The 19239-nt window shown below is 70.6% G+C and carries 7 protein-coding genes; 3 read left to right on the top strand and 4 right to left on the bottom strand.

Going from position 1 to position 19239, the window contains the following annotated elements; genetic code table 11:
- Positions 1 to 90 precede the first annotated feature (90 nt).
- Together WME95_RS22455 and WME95_RS22450 are read right to left on the bottom strand one after the other, a co-directional pair.
- Positions 91 to 6111, bottom strand: a complete 6021-nt coding sequence (locus tag WME95_RS22455) for an AAA family ATPase (RefSeq protein WP_437910492.1) — start codon at positions 6109 to 6111, stop codon at positions 91 to 93.
- 63 nt (positions 6112 to 6174) lie between these two features.
- Positions 6175 to 7161, bottom strand: coding sequence for a response regulator (locus tag WME95_RS22450; RefSeq protein ID WP_437910491.1), 987 nt, complete (start codon positions 7159 to 7161; stop codon positions 6175 to 6177).
- Positions 7162 to 7422: 261 nt separating this feature from the next.
- Here WME95_RS22450 and WME95_RS22445 point away from each other — a divergent pair, with 261 nt between their 5' ends.
- Positions 7423 to 8010 carry an SBBP repeat-containing protein gene (locus WME95_RS22445; RefSeq protein ID WP_437910490.1) on the top strand — a complete coding sequence of 196 codons (588 nt, stop codon included), beginning with the start codon at positions 7423 to 7425 and terminating at the stop codon, positions 8008 to 8010.
- A 33-nt stretch (positions 8011 to 8043) separates the two neighbouring features.
- Here the strand turns inward: WME95_RS22445 and WME95_RS22440 are convergent, their stop codons facing one another.
- Together WME95_RS22440 and WME95_RS22435 are read right to left on the bottom strand one after the other, a co-directional pair.
- Complete coding sequence (locus WME95_RS22440) at positions 8044 to 14064, bottom strand: AAA family ATPase (protein ID WP_437910489.1); 6021 nt, start codon at positions 14062 to 14064, stop codon at positions 8044 to 8046.
- A 62-nt stretch (positions 14065 to 14126) separates the two neighbouring features.
- Entirely contained in the window at positions 14127 to 15113 is a 987-nt protein-coding gene (locus WME95_RS22435) for a response regulator (RefSeq protein ID WP_437554585.1), read from the bottom strand.
- A gap of 979 nt (positions 15114 to 16092) precedes the next feature.
- Here WME95_RS22435 and tkt point away from each other — a divergent pair.
- Both tkt and WME95_RS22425 read left to right on the top strand, forming a co-directional pair.
- Entirely contained in the window at positions 16093 to 18081 is a 1989-nt protein-coding gene (gene tkt / locus WME95_RS22430) for a transketolase (RefSeq protein WP_437554583.1), read from the top strand.
- A 143-nt stretch (positions 18082 to 18224) separates the two neighbouring features.
- Positions 18225 to 19172 carry an AEC family transporter gene (locus WME95_RS22425; RefSeq protein ID WP_437910488.1) on the top strand — a complete coding sequence of 316 codons (948 nt, stop codon included), beginning with the start codon at positions 18225 to 18227 and terminating at the stop codon, positions 19170 to 19172.
- Positions 19173 to 19239 lie beyond the last annotated feature (67 nt).

The following is a 19239-nucleotide window of genomic DNA, read 5'->3' as shown; positions in this document are numbered from 1 at the left end:
ACCCAGGTTGGCGACCGGACCCAAGGTCAGGGCGACCCGGCGGCTCTCTCCCGCCATTCCTGGCATCGTCCCCACGACCTGGGCCGCTCGCTACGTCGATCCCTGCGGCTCCGCGCGGCCGTCGGCGCCGCCCGCGCCGCCTGGGCCGTACGCACCGACGAAGTCCCGCAGCCTCCGGGTCTGGTAGCTGCGTGCCAGCGTCGTGAGCTGCTCGATCCAAGGTCTGAGCCGTGGATCGTGCTGCGCCATCCGCTCCGCCTCCTCCACGATCTTGTGGACGAGCCCCTTCTTCGCGAGCGCCGACAGGAGCGCCAGCTCTTCGGCCGGAGGCGGTGCGAGGTGGCCGCCGCCTTCGGGCTGCTTCCCCGGCGCATCGTGAGCGGGGGCTTCATCGCGGCGAAGCCACTCGATGCCCAGCAAGCGCGATATCTTGTCCAGGAGCGCGCTCGCCACGACGGGCTTGGGCAAGAAGTCGTCGCAGCCGGCGCTGGCGCATCGCTGCCGCTCGGCCTCGGATACGCTCGCCGACGAGGCCAGGATGGCGACTTGCCGGAGCTCTGGCATGAGCCTGAGGCGACGCGCGGTCTCGTGGCCATCCATGTCCTTCATGTACACGTCCAGCAGGATGAGCGCCGGCGCGCGCTGCGCGGCCACGCGCAGCGCCTCCTTACCGCCGTCCGCCTCGCACAGATCGAAGCCGAGCGGGCCGAGGAGCCCGCGTACCACCGCGCGATTGTCGGAATTGTCGTCCACGATGAGTATCGTGCGGCGCTCCCCCGGATAACCGATGATCGTGTCCCACCCCCTGGCTTCGCCTGGGCTCGTCGCGAGCTGCGCCTCGGCGAGCGGGAGCGTCACGGTGAAGACACTGCCCTCGCCGACCTCGCTTTGCACCTCGATCGCACCACCCATCTGTTGCACGAGCTTCTTCGTGATGGCGAGGCCGAGCCCTGTGCCCTCGCTCTTCGCGCTCTGCTCCCCCACCTGCTCGAAGGGCTCGAAGATGCGCGACAGGTGCTCAGGGGCGATCCCAGGACCCGTATCCTCGACCCGGAACCGCACCATCCGCCCTGCAGCGACGGTCTCCTCCAGCACCTCGACATGGAGGCACACGCGTCCCAGCTCGGTGAACTTGATGGCATTGCCCAGGAGGTTCAAGAGCACCTGCATCAGCCGCTTCTCGTCGGCACGGACGGCCTGGAGCGCAGGACCGCGCAGCTCATGGGAGAACGTGATCCCCTTCGCTTCGGCGCGCATCCGGCACAGATCGACCACCGTCCGCACGAGCGCAGGCAACCGGAACTCCGTCAGCACGGAGTCCATCTTGCCCGCCTCGATCTTGGCCAGGTGCAGCAGGTCATTGATGAGCGAGAGCAGGTGTTTGCTCGACTTCTGGATGACCCGCAGGCCCTCCCGCCACGCCAGCGGGACGTCGGGCGTTCGCTCCAGGATCTGGGCATACCCCATGATCCCGTTGAGCGGCGTTCGCAGCTCGTGGCTCATGCTGGAGAGAAAGTCGCTCTTGGCCTGGCTGGCGCGCTCCGCCGCTTCCTTGGCGATGCGGAGCTCGACGGTGCGCTCCTTGATCTTGGCCTCCAGGTCCCGGTAGAGGAGCGCGTTCTCCACGGCGATGGCGGCCTGCGCGGCGACCACCGACAGGAGCTCCACCCGCTGCTCGGGGAACGCCGCAGGCACCTCGCGATGCTCGAGGTAGAGCACGCCCACGAGGCGCCCTCGATGCGACAGGGGGAGCGCCAGGAGCGAGAGCACCGGGTGCGCGGCCAGGTACGGATCGGCCGCGAAGCGCGCGTCCGACCTGGCGTCGTCCACCACGACCGGCTCGTTCGTGCGCGCCACGTAATGCGCGACCGTCCTCGCCACCTCGCAGCTCTGCGAGAGCGGCTCGGACAGGCCCGTCTCGATGCGGCTCCCCTCCACCGAGAGCCGCGCCACGACCGAGAGCTCTTCGCCCTCGCCGAGCAGCAGGACGCCGCGCTGCGCGCCGGCGCTCTCCAGCACGAGCTCCATCAGCCGGCCGACGACCCGCTCCGGGTCGAGCTCGCTCGACAGCGCCTGCGCCGCGCGCACCGCGGTGTTCACGTCGAGCTGAGCGCCGCCGGTGACCCCCGTGGTGGTCAGCGTGGCGACGCCCGTCGTGCGGCGGCGATCGGCCGCCGCGAGCTGGGCAGGCGCACGGAGCAGGGCCGGCCATCTCGCCTCCAGGTGGGCCACCACGGCGTGCGCCTCCCAGCGAGCATACGCGTCCCTGGCCTCGCGCAGGTACACCGCTGCGATACGGCGCCTGCCCGCCTCGAGGTGAAACTCGGCGCAGAGCTGAGCCGCCAGGGCTTCGATGTGAAAGAATCGCTGCTCGCGCGCGAGCTCGATGGCCTCGTCGTACCTGGCCATGGCTTCGTCGGTCTTGCCCTGCACGCGGGCGTGCTCGGCCTCGAGCAGGCGCAGCTTGTGGAGGAAATTGTCCGCGCTCCCCTCGGCGAAGTACCTCAGCCGCGCGAGGCCTTGCTCGATCTCCTCGCGGAGCCCCGCCCGCTCCGCCGCGTCCGCGGCCTCCGGCCAGCACCTCGCGGCCGCGAGCGCGAGCCAGAGCGGGATGTCCGTGACCGGGGGGAAGCCGAAGATGGACACGCGGAACTGCTCGGCCTCCCGTGCCCGCGAGAGGGCCATCGGGTACGCGCCGGCGACGAGGAACAGGTGCGCCTCCAGGATGCGCGCCAGCTCGGCTGCCATCCCGTCTCCGTCAGCCAGGAGGGAGCGCGATCCTCGTGAGAGCGGCTCGCCCGACAGGAGCCTCCGTGCGCCGTCGGCGGTCGTCAAGAGGTCGCACCACGACGCGATCGCCTCGAAATAGTGCGTCCCGAGCGCGGTCCCCGCGCGCTGCATCAACCCCCAGCGCGCCGCCCTGTGCGCCTCGAGCTGCCCGAGCGGCTGGCCGCGCCACACTCGGTAATAGAACAGGTCGCCTTCCAGCCCCCAGCTCGCCCCCTGGAACGAGCCGACCTTCAGGCCGGTCGCGCAGGTTCGCTCGAAGATGGGCCCCATTTCATCCGCAGGGCGGGAGTAGGCCGTGTACTGCCCCTGGAAGGACAGACACTCTGCCAGAAAGGGCGACGCGACGCGCTCGGCCGCGCGCACGCCGGGGCCGACCCAGCACGCGGCGCGACGGTACATGCCCGTGCTGAGCGACCACACGTTCGCGAAGCAAACGATGATGAAGGGAGAGACCGGCGTGAGCGCGCGCCGCTCTCGCACCCTCAGCACGGCGCGGGCGATGACGAGCCCGGACAGCATCGGCTGACCGCCGATCGCCGCGCACACCATGAGGTGCATCGTCAGCGCATCGATGAGCACCTGCTCCGGGGAGGGATCGAGCGGCATCCGTTCGAACGCGTCCGGGTCGCGCTCGAACCACCGATCCAGCTCGGCGGACTCCTCGACGAGCGCGGCGCGGCGCGCCTCGTCCGCGCCCGGAAATGCGATGTCCTGCTCCGTGAGCGCGGCGAGCCCGAGCTCGACCCCTCGCGCGAACTGGCCCGCCGCCTGGGCGCTGCGGACGCGCATCTCGTGCGCCGAGAGCCTGGTGAGCGCCGGCAGCGGCCTGGCGAGCAGCCGCGCGCACCGCGCCTCGACGTCGTCGAACTCCCGCAGCAGAAAGGCCCCCTCGATCTGCTCGAGCGCGAGCTCCGCGCACAGCGGCGCGTCCTTGCGCCAGGCGTCATCGCCCAGCAAGTCCTGCGCGGTCTCGGCGAGGCTCAGGAGGAGCCGGTACGAGCTCGCCGCCTTCGCGGCGCGCGCGGCCTCGAGGTTCAGCCGCGCCAGCGCCTCGCGCTCGCCTGCAGAGTCCATCCGCGCCGAGCCCAGGTTGAGGTGCCGCACGAGCTCCAGGAGCTCTTGCGGTGTGCCCCCCTGCGTCCGATGCCGCGCCCACAGCCGCCGGCCGATCTCCAGGTGCGCCAGGACGCGCTGCGCCGGCGGGGCCCGCTCGTAGCTCGCCTGCTGCACGCGGTCGTGCAAGAAGCGGTATTCAGCGTCGAGCGCTCCTCCTGCGGTCCCGGTTCCGATTCCGGTTCCGGCCTCTCCCAGCGCCTGCGCGGTCCGATAGGCTCCATCGGCCGGCACCACCAGCTCCTCCCGCAGGGCGGGCCACAGCGCGCCGGTCACCCGGGCGCGCTCCCATCCGCTGAGCCGCTCGAGGTCGTGGAGGTGGAAGGCGTGCCCAGCGCACGCCGCGAGCCCCAGGAGCTGCTGTGTCGCTTCGGGCATCTCGAGCAGCTTGTCCGTCAGGAGGGCGACGACGTTGTCGGTCACCTGCGCCTGCTCGATCTCCTTCTGGCCCCAGCGCCACGCGCCGCTCTCCGGGTCCCGCGCCAACTTGCTCTGCCGGTGCAGCGACAGCAGCAGCTGCTCCATGAAGAACGGGTTTCCTCGCGTCTTTTGCCACAGCACCCGTGACAGCGGCTCCACGCGCGCCGCCTCGCTGTTCAGCGCCCGCGCTGCCCATGCCTGCACGTGCTCCGCCGACAGGGGGTGCACCGACATCCTCGACACCCTCGCCCCGCTCTCCTCGACCGACGCCACGAGCCTCCACAGCGGGTGCTCGGGGGGCGCCTCGTTGTCGCGGTACGCGGCGATCACGAGGAGCTCTCTTCGCTCTGCGTCGGTCAGCAGCGTCCTCAGGATCTCCAGCGTGGCGCTGTCGGCCCACTGCATGTCGTCGAGGAACATCACGAGCGGCGCGTTCGGCGTCGTGACCGCCCGCACGAAGTTCAGCCAGGTCAGCCTCTGGCGGGCGAGCACCTGCTCGCCCTGCACCGGCGGCACCGGCGCGAGCTTGCCCATGATCAGGTCGAGCTCCGGCACCACGTCGGCGATGAGCCGGGCGTTGTCCCCCACGTCGGCCCTGATCCGCTCCTGCCACGCCGTGAGCGTCGGCTTCGGGCTCGCCAGCCACTGCTGCATCAGCGCCCCGAACGCCTGCGCCATGGCCGCGTAGGGCGTCGACCGCGCGAGCTGGTCGTGCTTGCCCGAGATCAGGAGCCCGCGCCCCGCGCGCGCGATGTCCCGGTAGACGGTGCGCACGAGCGCCGTCTTGCCGATTCCGGACGGGCCGCCGATGAGCACGAGCTCCGCCGCGCCCTCGGCGGCGCGGGCGAAGGCTGCGCCCAGGAGATCGCGCTCCTGCTCTCGCCCGACGAGGACGTCGGGCAGCAGCAGCCTCTGCGAGAAATCCTTGTCCCCGAGCGCGAAGCGCTCCACCGCGCCGCGCTCGCGCCACGTGCGCAGCGCTCGCTCCAGGTCTTCCGCTGCCCCCTTGGCCGTCTGATACCGCCGGTCAGGGTTCTTCGCGAGGAGCCTGGACACGATCGCCGCGATGCCCGGAGGCACGTCGGGTGCGATCTCGTCGAGGGACGGCGGCTCCTTGGCCAGGTGCGCGTGCACGAGCGAGAGCGGGTCGCGCTCGGTGAACGGCAGCCGCCCCGAGAGCGCCTCGAAGAGCGTCACGCCGAGCGAGTAGAGGTCGGTGCGGGGATCGAGCGCTCGCGCCGTGCGGCCCGTCTGCTCGGGCGACATGTACGCCAGTGTCCCCTCGAGCCCTTCGGGGATGCTCGCCGCCGTCGCCTCCAGCGGCAGCGACGAGGCGATGCCGAAGTCGAGCAGCTTGACCTGCGTATACGCCGCGTCGACCAGCACGTTCTGTGGTTTGATGTCCTTGTGTGTCACGCCTGCCGCGTGCACGGCCTCGAGGGCTCGAGCGAGGAGCGCTCCCAGCCTCAGCCCAGCTTCCACCGGCAGGCGCCCGCGCTCGGCGAGCTCGAGATCCAGCGACCGGAAGCCGGGGTCCTCGATCACCAGCGCGGCCGTGCCGCCCAGCGGCAGGAGCTCCCGCGCCCGTGCCACCCCCGACACATCTCTCAGCTGTGTCAGGATGTGATGCTCATGCAGGATGCGCCCCGTCACGCGCGAGCTCGGCGCGGCCGCCACGGGGAGCTTGAGCACCACCCTGTCGCCGGAGCGACGATGGACCGCGCGGCACACGCGGGTCTCGGCCCCTTCGTGCATCACCTCCCCTACAACGTAGTCTCTCAGATCCATCCCGGTTCAGCTCCTCCTCGGGTCCGGCGGAGACGCCGGGCAACAACGGAATTCTGCGGTACTTCAGCGCTCGGGCCTGTGCTGGCGGCGGTCGCGTGTCCGCAGCGCGTGCTCCACGCCCGACTGGAGGGTGGCCTTCGTCACGAGCTGATCGAGGTGCAGGTCGAGCGCCACGAGCGTTTGCGCTGCCTCTGCGCGGATGCCCGTGACGACCGTCCGCGTGCCGAGCAGCGAGAGCCCCATCGCGGCTTGCACGAGCATGCGCGCAACCGTCTCATCGACTGCTTGTACGCCGGTGATGTCGATGATGAGATAGTCCGCCCCGCGCTCGCTCGCCCCGCGCAGCGCTGTCTCGACCGCTTGTTCGGCGCGCTCGACGTCCACCGTGCCGATGAGGGGCATCACGAGGACGCCATCGATCATCGGAATGAGCGGAGCGGACAGCTCGAGGAGCCGCTCCCGCTGGGCCGCGATGATCTGCTCTTGCAGCGCCGCCCTGGCCGCCTCGGCGCGCTCGCTCTGCATCAGCTGCTGCGAGAGCCGCTCGTTCGCGTCGCGCAGCATTTGCACGGCCTGCGCCAGCGCCTCCTCCGCCTTGGCGCGCTCCCGGATCTCCTCCGAGAGCCTCGTATTCCGCTCCTCGAGAGCCCGCGTTGCGCGCCGGAGCGAGATCTGGGTGTGCACCCGCGCCAGGAGCTCGGTCTTCTCGAACGGCTTTGTCACATAGTCGACGGCGCCCACGCGGAAGCCCTGGAGCCTGAACCTCGCTTCAGCGAGCGCCGTCATGAAGATGACGGGGATGCCCTGCGTCGCCGGATCGGCCTTGAGCCGCCGGCACGTCTCGAACCCGCTGAGGCCGGGCATCAGCGCGTCGAGCAAGACGAGGTCCGGCTGGGCCCGGCTGACCAGCTCGATCGCCTCTTCACCGTCGCGCGCGACCGCGACCTCCAGGCCATCCGACATGAGCGCGTGCGACAGCACGGCCAGGTTGTCCGCGCTGTCGTCCACGATGAGGACGAGGCCAGAGAGCGGAGTTTCTTGTTCTTGCATGGGTCTCTACCGGCTCAGCACGATCGCGCGAGCCTCGTGCGCCCGGTCGGCGTGCCCGAATGGACGGCGGGCGAGCAAATGCGTACAACGTGAGCTGGCGACCCCATCACAGGAAACATTCCGTCTTCTCTTTCCGTTCGTACCACGGGCTGTTCAGCCGTAACATACCTTTTGTAGGCGGAAGCGGAGGGGGGTGCAGGGTGCGGTGGAGAGGGTAGGCTGAGCCACACAGGTCATCCATTCCATCTACGTACGCATGAGATGGGCGCTTTCCGCCTGGTTCCGAGGTCGCATGTCGGCTCGCCTCACGTGCTTTCCTTCGCGAGGAGGCCTCCGCTTTTTTCGGCTCTGACGCTCCATCCCCATCTCCAGGCGCTGGAGCTCCTCACGCTCGAGCGTCGTGAGCGCTCCCGGCAGCTGGCCGGTGCTCCGGCCGTCCGCCGTCGCCAGACGTACCGCCTCCGCCTTGAGAGCTGCGAGCCGGGGTCGCAGCTGAGCTGCTATTCGGGGCTACCGGGGACGCAAGGCGTGGGGCGCTGCACCGCCGGGGCTCGGACCTGCCTCCCAGACGGATCTGGCTATGGCCCGTGCACCGGCGAGATCACGCCGTCAGCTGAAGGCTGCGCCTCGGAGACCGACGAGGATTGCGATGGTACGGGGCAATGCTCGCTTCCGCCGCTTTGGTCCGCCGCGCTGGGCGGCGCTGGCGCTGACGCCGCCTACGGCGTCGCAACGGACGCCGCGGGCAACCTCTATGTGACGGGCGCGTTCGAGGGGACGGTCGATTTCGGGGCGGGGCCGCTCACCGCCACGGGCCGGGACGGCTTCGTCGCGGTCTTGGCCCCCTGACGCACGCGAGCGCGCCGAGCACCATTCCGCGTTCTACGTCGGTTCCTGCGGATCCGCGCGGCCATTGCCGCCGTGCGCGCCGCCTGGGCCGTACGCACCGACGAAGTCCCGCAGCTTCCGGGTCTGATAGCGGCGGGCGAGCGTCATGAGCTGATCGATCCAAGGCCTGAACCGCGGGTCGTGCTGCCTTATGCGCTCCGCCTCTTCCAGGATCCTGTGGATGAGCCCCTTCTTCGCGAGCGCCGACAACATCTCCAGCTCTTCTGCCGGAGGCGGCGCGAGGTGTCCGCCGTCGGGGAGCTCCTCCGCCGGCGCGTCCCGAGCAGGCGCCTCTTCACGCCTGAGCCACTCGATGCCCAGCAAGCGCGATATCTTGTCCAGGAGCGCGCTCGCCACGACGGGCTTGGGTAGGAAGTCATCGCAGCCGGCGAGGGCGCACTTCTGCTGCTCGGCCTCCGAGACGCTCGCCGAGGAGACCACGATCGCCACCTGCCGGAGCTCGGGCATGCGCCGGAGACGGCGCGCGGCCTCGTAACCATCCATGTCCCGCATGTACACGTCCATCAGGATGAGCGCCGGCGCGCGCTGCGCGGCCACGCGCAGCGCCGCCTCACCCCCGTCCGCTTCGCACAGGTCGAAGCCGAGCGGGCCCAGGAGCCCGCGTACCACCGCGCGGTTGTCGGGGTTGTCGTCCGCGATGAGTATCGTGCGGCGCTCCCCCTGATAACCGATGATCGTGTCCCACCCCCTGGCTTCGCCTGGGCTCGTCGCGAGCTGCGCCTCGGCGAGCGGGAGCGTCACGGTAAAGACGCTGCCCTCACCGACCTCGCTCTGCACCTCGACCGCCCCACCCATCTGCTGCACGAGCTTCTTCGTGATGGCGAGGCCGAGCCCTGTGCCCTCGCTCTTCACGCTCTGCTCCCCCACCTGCTCGAAGGGCTCGAAGATGCGCGACAGGTGCTCGGGGGCGATCCCAGGACCCGTGTCCTCGATGCGGAAGCGCACCATCCGCCCCGCAGGGACGCTCTCCTCCAGCACCTCGACACTCAGGGAGACGCCCCCGCGCTCGGTGAACTTGATGGCATTGCCGAGGAGGTTCAAGAGCACCTGCATCAGCCGCTTCTCGTCGGCACGGACGGCCTGAAGCGCGGGGCCGCGCAGCTCGTGCGAGAACGTGATCCCCCTGGCCTCGGCGCGCACCCGGCACAGATCGACCACCGTCCGCACGAGCGCAGGCAACCGGAACTCCGTCAGCACGGAGTCCACCTTGCCCGCCTCGATCTTGGCCAGATGCAAGAGGTCGTTGATGAGCGAGAGCAGATGCTCGCTCGACCTCTGGATGACGTGCAGGCCCTCCCGCCACGCCTGCGGGAGTTCGGGCGTTCGCTCCAGGATCTGGCAATACCCCATGATCCCGTTGAGCGGCGTTCGCAGCTCGTGGCTCATGCTGGAGAGAAAATCGCTCTTGGCCTGGCTGGCGCGCTCCGCCGCTTCCTTGGCGATGCGGAGCTCGACGGTGCGCTCCTTGATCTTGGCCTCCAGGTCCCGGTAGAGGAGCGCGTTCTCCACGGCGATGGCGGCCTGCGCGGCGACCACCGACAGGAGCTCGACCCGCCGCTCGGGGAACGCCGCAGGCGCCTCCCGGTGCTCGAGGTAGAGCACGCCAAGGAGGCGCCCTCGATGCGACAGGGGAAGCGCCAGGAGCGAGAGCACCGGGTGCGCGGCCAGGTACGGATCGGCCGCGAAGCGCGCGTCCGACCTGGCGTCGTCCACCACGACCGGCTCGTTCGTGCGCGCCACGTAGTGCGCGACCGTCCTCGCCACCTCGCTGCTCTGCGAGAGCGGCTCGGACAGGCCCGTCTCGATGCGGCTCCCCTCCACCGAGAGCCGCGCCACGACCGAGAGCTCTTCGCCTTCGCCGAGCAGCAGGACGCCGCGCTGCGCGCCGGCGCTCTCCAGCACGAGCTCCATCAGCCGGCCGACGACCCGCTCCGGGTCGAGCTCGCTCGACAGCGCCTGCGCCGCGCGCACCGCGGTGTTCACGTCGAGCTGCGTGCCGCCCTCGGCGCCCGTCGTGGTCAGCGTGGCGACGCCCGTCGTGCGGCGGCGATCGGCCGCCGCGGGCTGGGCAGGCGCGCGGAGCAGGGCCGGCCATCTCGCCTCGAGATGGGCCACCACCGCGTGCGCGTCCCAGCGGACATAGGCGTCCCTGGCTTCGCGCAGGTACAGCGCTGCGATACGGCTCCTGCCCGCCTCGATGTGGAACTCGGCGCAGAGCTGGGCAGCGAGGGCTTCGATGTGGAAAAAACGCTGCTGGCGAGCCAGCTCGATGGCCTCGTCGTACCTGGCCATGGCCTCGTCGGTCTTGCCCTGCAGGCGGGCGTGCTCGGCCTCGAGCAGGCGCAGCTTGTGCAGGAAGTTGTCTGCGCACCCCTCGGCGAAGTACCTCAGACGCTCGAGGCCGTGCTCGATATGCTCGCGGAGCCTCGCCTGCTCTTCCGGATCCGTGGTCTCGTTCCAGCGCTTCGCCGCTGCAAGCGCGAGCCAGAGCGGGATGTCTGTCACAGGGGGAAAGCCGAAGAGGATCTGTCGGAACTGAGCGGCCTCCCGGGCGCGCGAGAGCGCGTGCGAAAACGCGCCGGCGACGAGGAACAGGTGCGCCTCGAGGACGCGAGCATGCGCGGCCGTCATCCCGTCTCCCTCGGCCAGGAGGGAGCGCGACCCTCGCGAAAGCGGCTCATCGGAGAGGAGCAACGCCGCGTTGCCGCTGGACATCAGCAGGCCACACCATGACGCGAACATCTCGTAATAGTGTTTTCCGAGAGCGTCTCCTGCGCGCTGCATCAGGCCCCAATGAGCCGTCCGGTGCGCCTCGATCTGTCCGACCGGCTGACCACGCCATACGCGGTAGAAGCTCAAGTCGTCCACCAGCCCCCAGCTCGTGCCCTGGAACGAGCCGAGCTTCAGGCCCGTTGTGACGCTTCTTTCGAGGACGGGCCCCATTTCATCGGCGGGGAGGGAGTAGCCCATGTACATCGCCTGGTAACACAGACACTCTGCCAGCAAGGGGGACGCGACACGCTCCGCCGCGCGCACGCCAGGCCAGACCCAGGATGCGGATCGGCGGTACATCCCCGTGGTGATCGACCACGCGTTCGCGAAGCAAACGATGTTGAAAGGAGAAATGGGCGTGATCATGCCCCGCTGTCGCACCCTTTGGACGCCGCGGACCATCGCGAGCGTGGACAGCATCGGCTGACCGCCGATCCCAGCACACACCATCAGCTGCATCATCAGCGCGTCGATGAGCACTTGCTCCACCGACGGATCGGAGGGCATCCGATCGAACGCGTCCGGGTCGCCCTCGAACCATCGATCCAGCTCGACGGACTCCTCGAGCAAGGCGGTGAGGCGCGCCTCGTCCGTGTCGGGAAGAACGATACCCTGCTCCGCAAGCGCCGTGAGCCCGTGCTCTACCCCTCGCGTGAACTCACCTGCCACCTGGCAGGCGCGGACGCGGAGCTCCTGTACCGAAAGCCTGATCGGCGCCGGAAGAGGGGTCGCGAGCAGCCGTACGGACCGCGTCTCGACGTCATCGAACTCCCGCAGCAGAAAGGCCGCCTCGAGCCGCTCCAGCGCGAGCTGCGCGGTCAGCTCGGGCTCCGTCTGCCACGCGCCGTCGCCCAGCAAGGCCTGCGCGGTCTCCGCGAGGCTCGCCAAGAGCCGGTGCGAGCTCGCCGCCTTCGCGGCGCGCGCGGCTTCGAGGTTGAGCCGCGCCAGCGCCACGCGTTCCTCTACGGAGCTCGCCCGCGAAGAGCCCAGGTTCAGGTGCCGCACCAGCTCCAGGAGCTGCTGCGGTGTGCCGCCCTCCGTCCGATGGAGCGCCCAGAGCCGCCGGCCGATCTCCATGTGGGCGAGCGCCCGCTGCTCCGGCGCGACCCGCTCGTAGCTCGCCTGCTGCACGCGGTCGTGCAAGAAGCGGTATTCAGCGTCGAGCGCTCCTTCTGCGGTTCCGGTTCCGATTCCGGTTCCGGCCTCTCCCAGCGCCTGCGCGGTCCGGTAGGCTCCATCGGCCGGCACCACCAGCTCCTCCCGCAGGGCGGGCCACAGCGCGCCGGTCACCGGGGCGCGCTCCCATCCGCTGAGCCGCTCGAGGTCGTGGAGGTGGAAGGCGTGCCCCGCGCACGCCGCGAGCCCCAGGAGCTGCTGTGTCGCTTCGGGCATCTCGAGCAGCTTGTCCGTCAAGAGGGCCACGACGTTGTCCGTGACCTGCGCCTGCTCCAGCTCCTTCTGGTCCCAGCGCCATGCGCCGCTCTCCAGATCCCTGACCACCTTGCCCTGGCGGTGCAGGGAGAGCAGCAGCTGCTCGACAAAAAAGGGGTTTCCTCGCGTCTTTTGCCACAGCACCCGTGACAGCGGCGCCACCCGCGCCGCCTCGCTGCGCAGCGTCCGCGCCGCCCACGCCTGCACCTGCTCTTCCGACAGGGGGCTCACCGTCATTGTCGACACCGTCGCGCCGCTCTTCTCCACCGCCTCCACGAGCTTCCAGAGCGAGTGCTCGGGCGGCGTCTCGTTGTCGCGGTACGCGGCGATCACGAGGAGGTCTCGTCGCTCTGCGTCGGTCAGCAGCGTCCTCAGGATCTCCAGCGTGGCGCTGTCGGCCCACTGCATGTCGTCGAGGAACATCACGAGCGGCGCGTTCGGCGTCGCCACCGCACGCACGAAATTCAGCCACGTCAGCTTCTGGCGGGCGAGCACCAGATCGCCCTGCACCGGCGGCACCGGCGCGAGCTTGCCCATCACCAGGTCAAGCTCGGGGACCACGTCGGCGATGAGCCGGGCGTTGTCCCCCACCTCGGCCCTGATCCGCTCCTGCCATGCCGCGAGCACCGGCTTCGGGCTCGCCAGCCACTGCTGCATCAGCGCCCCGAACGCCTGCGCCATGGCCGCGTACGGCATGGACCGCGCCATCGGGTCGTGCTTGCCCGAGATCAAGAGCCCGCGCCCCGCTTGCGCGATATCCTGGTACACCGTGCGCACGAGCGCCGTCTTGCCGATGCCGGACGGGCCGCCGATGAGCACGAGCTCCACGGTGCCCGCGGCGGCGCGGGCGAAGGCGGCGCCCAGGAGATCGCGCTCCCGCTCTCGCCCGACGAGCACGTCTGGCAGCCGCAGCCTCGGCGAGAAATCCTTGTCCCCGAGCGCGAAGCGCTCCACCGTGCCGCGCTCGAGCCACATGCGAAGGGCTCGCTCCAGGTCCTCGGCTGCCCCCTTGGCCGTCTGATACCGCCGGTCAGGGTTCTTCGCCAGGAGCCTTGACGCGATCGCCGCGACGCCCGGAGGCACGTCGGGGGCGACCTCGTCGAGGCTCGGCGGCTCCTTCGCGAGGTGCGCGTGCACGAGCGAGAGCGGGTCGCGCTCGGTGAACGGCAGCCGCCCCGAGAGCGCCTCGAAGAGCGTCACTCCGAGCGAGTAGAGGTCGGTGCGCGCGTCGAGCGCGCGCGCCGTGCGGCCCGTCTGCTCCGGCGACATGTACGCCAGCGTCCCCTCGATCCCTTCGGGGATGCTCGCCGCCGTCGCCTCCAGCGGCAGCGACGAGGCGATGCCGAAGTCGAGCAGCTTGACCTGCGTATACGCCGCGTCGACCAGCACGTTCTGTGGCTTGATGTCCTTGTGTGTCACGCCTGCCGCGTGCACGGCCTCGAGGACCCGGGCGAGGAGCGCTCCCAGCCGGAGCCCCGCCTCCACCGGCAGGCGCCCGCGCTCGGCCAGCACGCCATCCAGCGACCGGAAACCCGGGTCTTCGAGCACCAGCGCGACCGTCCCGCCCCGCTGCAAGAGCTCCCGCGCCCGCGCTATCCCTGATACCTCCCCGAGCTGTTTCAGGAGGTGGTGCTCATGCACGATGCGCCCCGTCACGCGCGAGCTCGGCGCGGCCGCCACGGGAAACTTGAGCACCACCCTATCGCCCGAGGGACGATGGACCGCGCGGCACACGCGGGTCTCGGCCCCTTCGTGCATCACCTCCCCCACAGCGTAGTCTCTCAGATCCATCCCGGTTCAGCTCCTCTTCGGGTCCGGCGGAGACGCCGGGCAAGAACGGAATCCTCTCGTGTTCAGAGCTCGCGCCTCGGCTGGCCACGACCGCGCGTGCGCAGCGCATGCTCGACGCCCGACTGGAGGGTGGCCTTCGTCACGAGGCGATCGCGGTGCAGGTCGAGCCCCACGAACGTGTGCGCCACCTCGGCGCGGATTCCGGTCACGACCGTCCGCGTGCCGAGCAGCGAGAGCCCCATCGCGGCTTGCACGAGCATGCGCGCGACAGTCGCGTCTACCGCTTTGACGCCGGTGATGTCGATGATGAGATGGTCCGCCCCGCGCTCGCTCGCCCCGCGCAGCGCTGTCTCGACCGCTTGCCTGGCGCGCTCGACGTCCACCGTGCCGACGAGGGGCATCACGAGGATGCCATCGATGATCGGAATCAGCGGCGCGGAGAGCTCGAGGAGCCGCTCCCGCTGGGCCGCGATGACCTGCTCCTGCAGCGCCGCTCTGGCCGCCTCGGCGCGCTCGCTCTGCGCGAGTTGCTGCGAGAGCTGCGTGTTCGCGTCGCGCAGCATCTGTACGGCCTCCGCCAGCGCCTCCTCGGCCCTGGCGCGCTCCCGGATCTCCTGCGAGAGCCTCGCATTCCGCTCCTCGAGAGCCCGCGTTGCGCGCCGGAGCGAGATCTGGGTGTGCACCCGCGCCAGGAGCTCGGTCTTCTCGAACGGCTTGGTCACGTAGTCGACGGCTCCCAGGCGAAAGCCCTGGATCCGGAACTTCGCTTCAGCGAGCGCTGTCATGAAGATGACGGGAATGCTCTGCGTCGCCGGATCGGCCTTGATTCGCCGGCACGCCTCGAACCCGCTGAGACCGGGCATCAGCGCGTCGAGCAAGATGAGATCGGGCTGGGCTCGGCTGGCCAGCTCGATCGCCTCCTCACCGTCGCACGCGACGGCGACCTCCAATCCATCCGACATGAGCGCGCTCGACAGGACGTTCAGGTTGTCTGCGCTGTCGTCCACGATGAGGATGAGCCCAGAGGGCGGAGTTTCTTTCTCTTGCATAGGTTTCTGCAGGTCTCAGTACACCCCAACCAGCCTTCCGCTCCCGGTCGGCATGTCCAACGGGACGGCGAGCGAGCGGACGCATGCACTGTGCGCTGTGTGGCCCTGCCACAGCGAAGGATCCCCCCGGACTCCCTCGTCTCGTACCACGGGACGGGCGGAATTAGCACGTGTTTTGTGGGCGCAAGAGGAGGGGGGCCCCACCTCGATCCAGGCGGGCCATGTCGGCTCTCCGGCGAAGCCCAGGCCGGCATGGCCGTGCGCCGATCGGTCGTTGAGCCTCCGCCGCTTCCGTGGACACCGCTGGAGGTATCAGCAGGCAGGGATTGCGACGGAGAACGAGGAGGGGGACACGCCCGGGTTCACGGCGCAGGCGGCATGGCTGGTGAAGGCGCTCCTTCTCATCCTTGTCCTTCAACTGCCGGGTACCCAGGGCGTCCTTCCGCCTGAAGGCCACTTGGCGGTTTCTCTCTTTCCGCGATGAACCTCCCGCAGCCACTCGGAGGATGGCGGAGAGGCAAAGGATGTCGCCGTCCACCCAGAGGACAATGCCGTGGTCATGGGCCGCAGCCTGGGAAATCCGGATCTCGGCGGTGGGTCAATCCCCGCCGGAACGAGCCTTGTGGTGAAGGTGAACCCGGCGTGGGGGCGAAGGCCGCCTTGGCGCCATCGCGTCCGCCTGCACCTCAGGGCGGCGGCGAACGGCGGCATGTCGGCCCGGCGCCCGTCTCCCGGCGAGCGCCGCGCGAGCAGCTGCCGGGGCTCCGCGAGCGCAGCGGGCCGCGCGGCGGGCGTCCGCCATGGCGCAACCAATGGGCGGACCGGCCCGATCTCCGCCCCGCGGCCCCGGCGCATCCCACGAAACCCTGGACAGTCGAGCGGGCACCGAGGCGCGCTCGCAGCGGTCCAGGCGTCGGCGGCGGGTGAGGGGCCTCGCGAAGGGGCGCGCTTCGCGACGAAGTAGGTTAGAGTGCGCCCCATGCCTGATTTCGCCAAGCTCGCCGCCGCGGCCTCGATCGCCCGCGGCCTCGCCATGGATGCCGTCCACGCCTGCTCATCCGGTCACCTCGGCCTACCGCTAGGGGCCGCCGAGATCGGTGCAGCGCTCTACGGCGACATCCTCCGCCACGATCCGAGCGAACCGCACTGGTTGAACCGCGATCGCTTCGTCCTGTCCGCCGGTCACGGCAGCATGTTCCTCTACGCCTGGCTGCACCTCTCGGGCTATCCGGTGTCCCTCGACGACGTCCGCCGCTTCCGGCAGTGGGAGTCGAAGACGCCCGGCCACCCGGAGTACCATTACACCGAGGGCGTCGAGGCGACGACGGGCCCGCTCGGCCAGGGCGTGGGCAACGCGGTCGGGCACGCCGTGGCCGCCAAGATGCTCGCCGCGCGTTACAACACGCCCGAGCACACGATCTTCGATCTCAATGTCTACTGCCTCGCCGGCGACGGCTGCCTCCAGGAGGGCGTGGCCGCCGAGGCGGCCTCCTTCGCGGGGCACTTCAAGCTCGACAACCTGATCCTCATCTACGACGCCAACGACGTCACCCTCGACGCGATGGCCATCAAGACCCAGAGCGAGGACACGGCCAAGCGCTTCGAGGCCTACGGCTTCGAGGTGCTCCACATCGAGCAGGGCAACGATCTGGAGGCCGTCCACCGGGTGCTCGGCCAGGCGCGGGCGTCGAAGAGCGGAAAGCCGAAGTTCGTCGTCGCCCACACCGTCATCGGCAAGGGGATCCCGGAGGTCGCCGGCACGCAGAAGGCGCATGGCGAGGGCGGCGCCAAGTTCGTGGATCAGGCCCGCAAGAACCTGGGGCTGCCCGCGGAGCACTTCTACGTCAGCGAGGAGGTGAAGCAGTTCTTCGCGACGCGCAAGGAAGAGCTCGCCAAGGTGCGCGGGGCGTGGGAGGCGACCTTCCAGGCCTGGCGCGCGAAGAACCCGGAGCTCGCCCGCCAGCTCGACGACGGCCTCGCGAAGAAGCTCCCGGCGGACCTCGACGCGCGCGTCCCCGCCTTCGCCGCCGGCACCAAGGTCGCCACGCGCAAGGCCGGCGAGACCGTGCTGCAGGCGGTCGCCGAGGCGGTGCCCGCGCTCATCGGGTCGAGCGCCGACCTCTACGGCTCGACGTTCAACTACATCGCGTCGAGCACCGACTTCGATCCGGAGCACCCCGGCGGCCGGAACATCCGCGCCGGCATCCGCGAGCACGGCATGGGCGCGATCATGAACGGCATCGCGTACCACGGCGGCCTGCGGCCGAGCGGCGCGACGTTCCTCGTGTTCGCGGACTACCTGCGGCCGAGCGTCCGCCTGGCCGCGCTGTCGCACCTGCCGGTCATCTACATCTTCACGCACGACTCGGTGGGCGTGGGCGAGGACGGGCCGACGCACCAGCCCGTCGAGACCGTCGCGGGGCTGCGCGTCATCGTCGATCTGGACGTCATCCGGCCGGCGGACGCCGAGGAGACGGCCGGCGCCTGGATCTCCGCGCTGGAGCGCAACGACGGCCCGACGGTCCTCGCGCTCACGCGCCAGGCCGTCCCGCTGCTCCCGGGCGACGCCGCCGCCAAGCGCGAGGGCGTCCGGCGCGGCGCCTACGTCCTGGTCAAGGAGACGGCGGCGCTCGAGACCATCCTGATCGCGACGGGCAGCGAGGTGCAGCACGCGGTCGAGGCCGCGAAGCGGATCGGGCCCGGCGTCCGCGTCGTCTCGATGCCGTGTGTGGAGCGGTTCGCGCGCCAGGATCACGCCTACCGCGAGGCCGTGCTGCCCGCCGCGTGCACGCGGCGCGTGTCCATCGAGGCGGGCGTCACCTTCGGCTGGCACCGGTGGGTCGGCACCAAGGGGATCGCCCTCGGCATCGACCGCTTCGGCACGAGCGCCCCCGGCGACATCGTGATGGACCGGCTGGGCATGAATGCCCAGGCGGTGGTGCAGGCCGTGCAGGACCTCGTGCCCTGACCACCTGAAGAAGCGCGGGGGCGCCGGGAAGCAACCTTCCTCGGCGCTCCTGGCGCGGTCTCGACCTCCCGCCCCGCTGCCGGACGGCCGCATGACCAGCGAGAGCGCTGGACGCCGCCCGCCGCCGAGCTAAAAGCGGGCCCGTGCCGTCGGGCGACCTGATCTCGCAGCTGTTGGCCCTCTTCGCGGTGCTCGGGGTCGGCGTGCTGCTGCGCGCGCTGGGCCGCGCCGGTCAGGCGGACGCCGCCGTGCTGCACCGGCTGGTCATCGACGTCACCACGCCCGCGCTGATCGTCAGCGTGCTCCGCCGCTCGGGCATCGGTCACGGCGCGTGGGGCGCGGTCGCCGCGTCGACGGTCGCGCTCTTCACGTGCGCCCTCGCGGGGGTCGCCGTGGCGCGGGCGCTCGGGCTCCCGCGCGCCGCGCAGGGCGCCGCCGGCCTCGTCGGCAGCTTCTCCAACACCGGCTTCCTCGGCGTGCCCGTCGTGCTGGCCCTCTACGGCGACGCGGGCGGCGCGGCGGGGACGGCGATCCTCGTCGACAGCATCGTCACGGCGTTCCTCCTGTGGACCTTCGGCGTCGCGCTCGCCGCGCGCATGGGCGGGGGCGGGGGCGGGGGCGGCGGGGATGGGCGGGGCCTGCTCGCGGTGCTCCTGCACCCGAACGTGCTGTCGATCGCCGTCGGGCTCACGCTCCACGCGGCGCCGATCCCGCTGCCGGTGTGGCTGGAACAGGCGCTCGGCGCGCTCGGGAGCGCGACCCCGACGCTCGTGTTCCTCGCGCTGGGCCTTAGCCTCGACCTCGGTTCGCTCCGCGGCCGCGTGCGCCCGCTCGCGGCGGTCGCCGCCGTGAAGCTGCTCCTGTCGCCCGCGGTCGCGCTCGGCGCCGCGGTCGCGCTCGGCCTGAAGCGGCCCTCCTCCGAGGTGGCGGTGCTTCAGTCCGCCATGCCGACGTCCATGGTGTCCGTGATCGTCGCCGCGCGGTACGGCTGCGACGGCCAGTTCGCCGCGGCCACCGCGGTCGTGACCACGCTCGGCGCGCTGGCGACCCTGCCGATCCTGGTCGAGGCGCTGCGCCGGATCGTCCCGTAGCGCGCTCTCCGCTCCCCCGCACACGAACGCGACCCAACGCGGCCTGACGTGACCCAGAAGCGCAGGT

It is taken from the genome of Sorangium sp. So ce327 (genome assembly GCF_051530205.1).
Taxonomy (GTDB): domain Bacteria; phylum Myxococcota_A; class Polyangia; order Polyangiales; family Polyangiaceae; genus Sorangium; species Sorangium cellulosum_B.
This window is presented reverse-complemented; position numbering and strand designations above follow the sequence as displayed.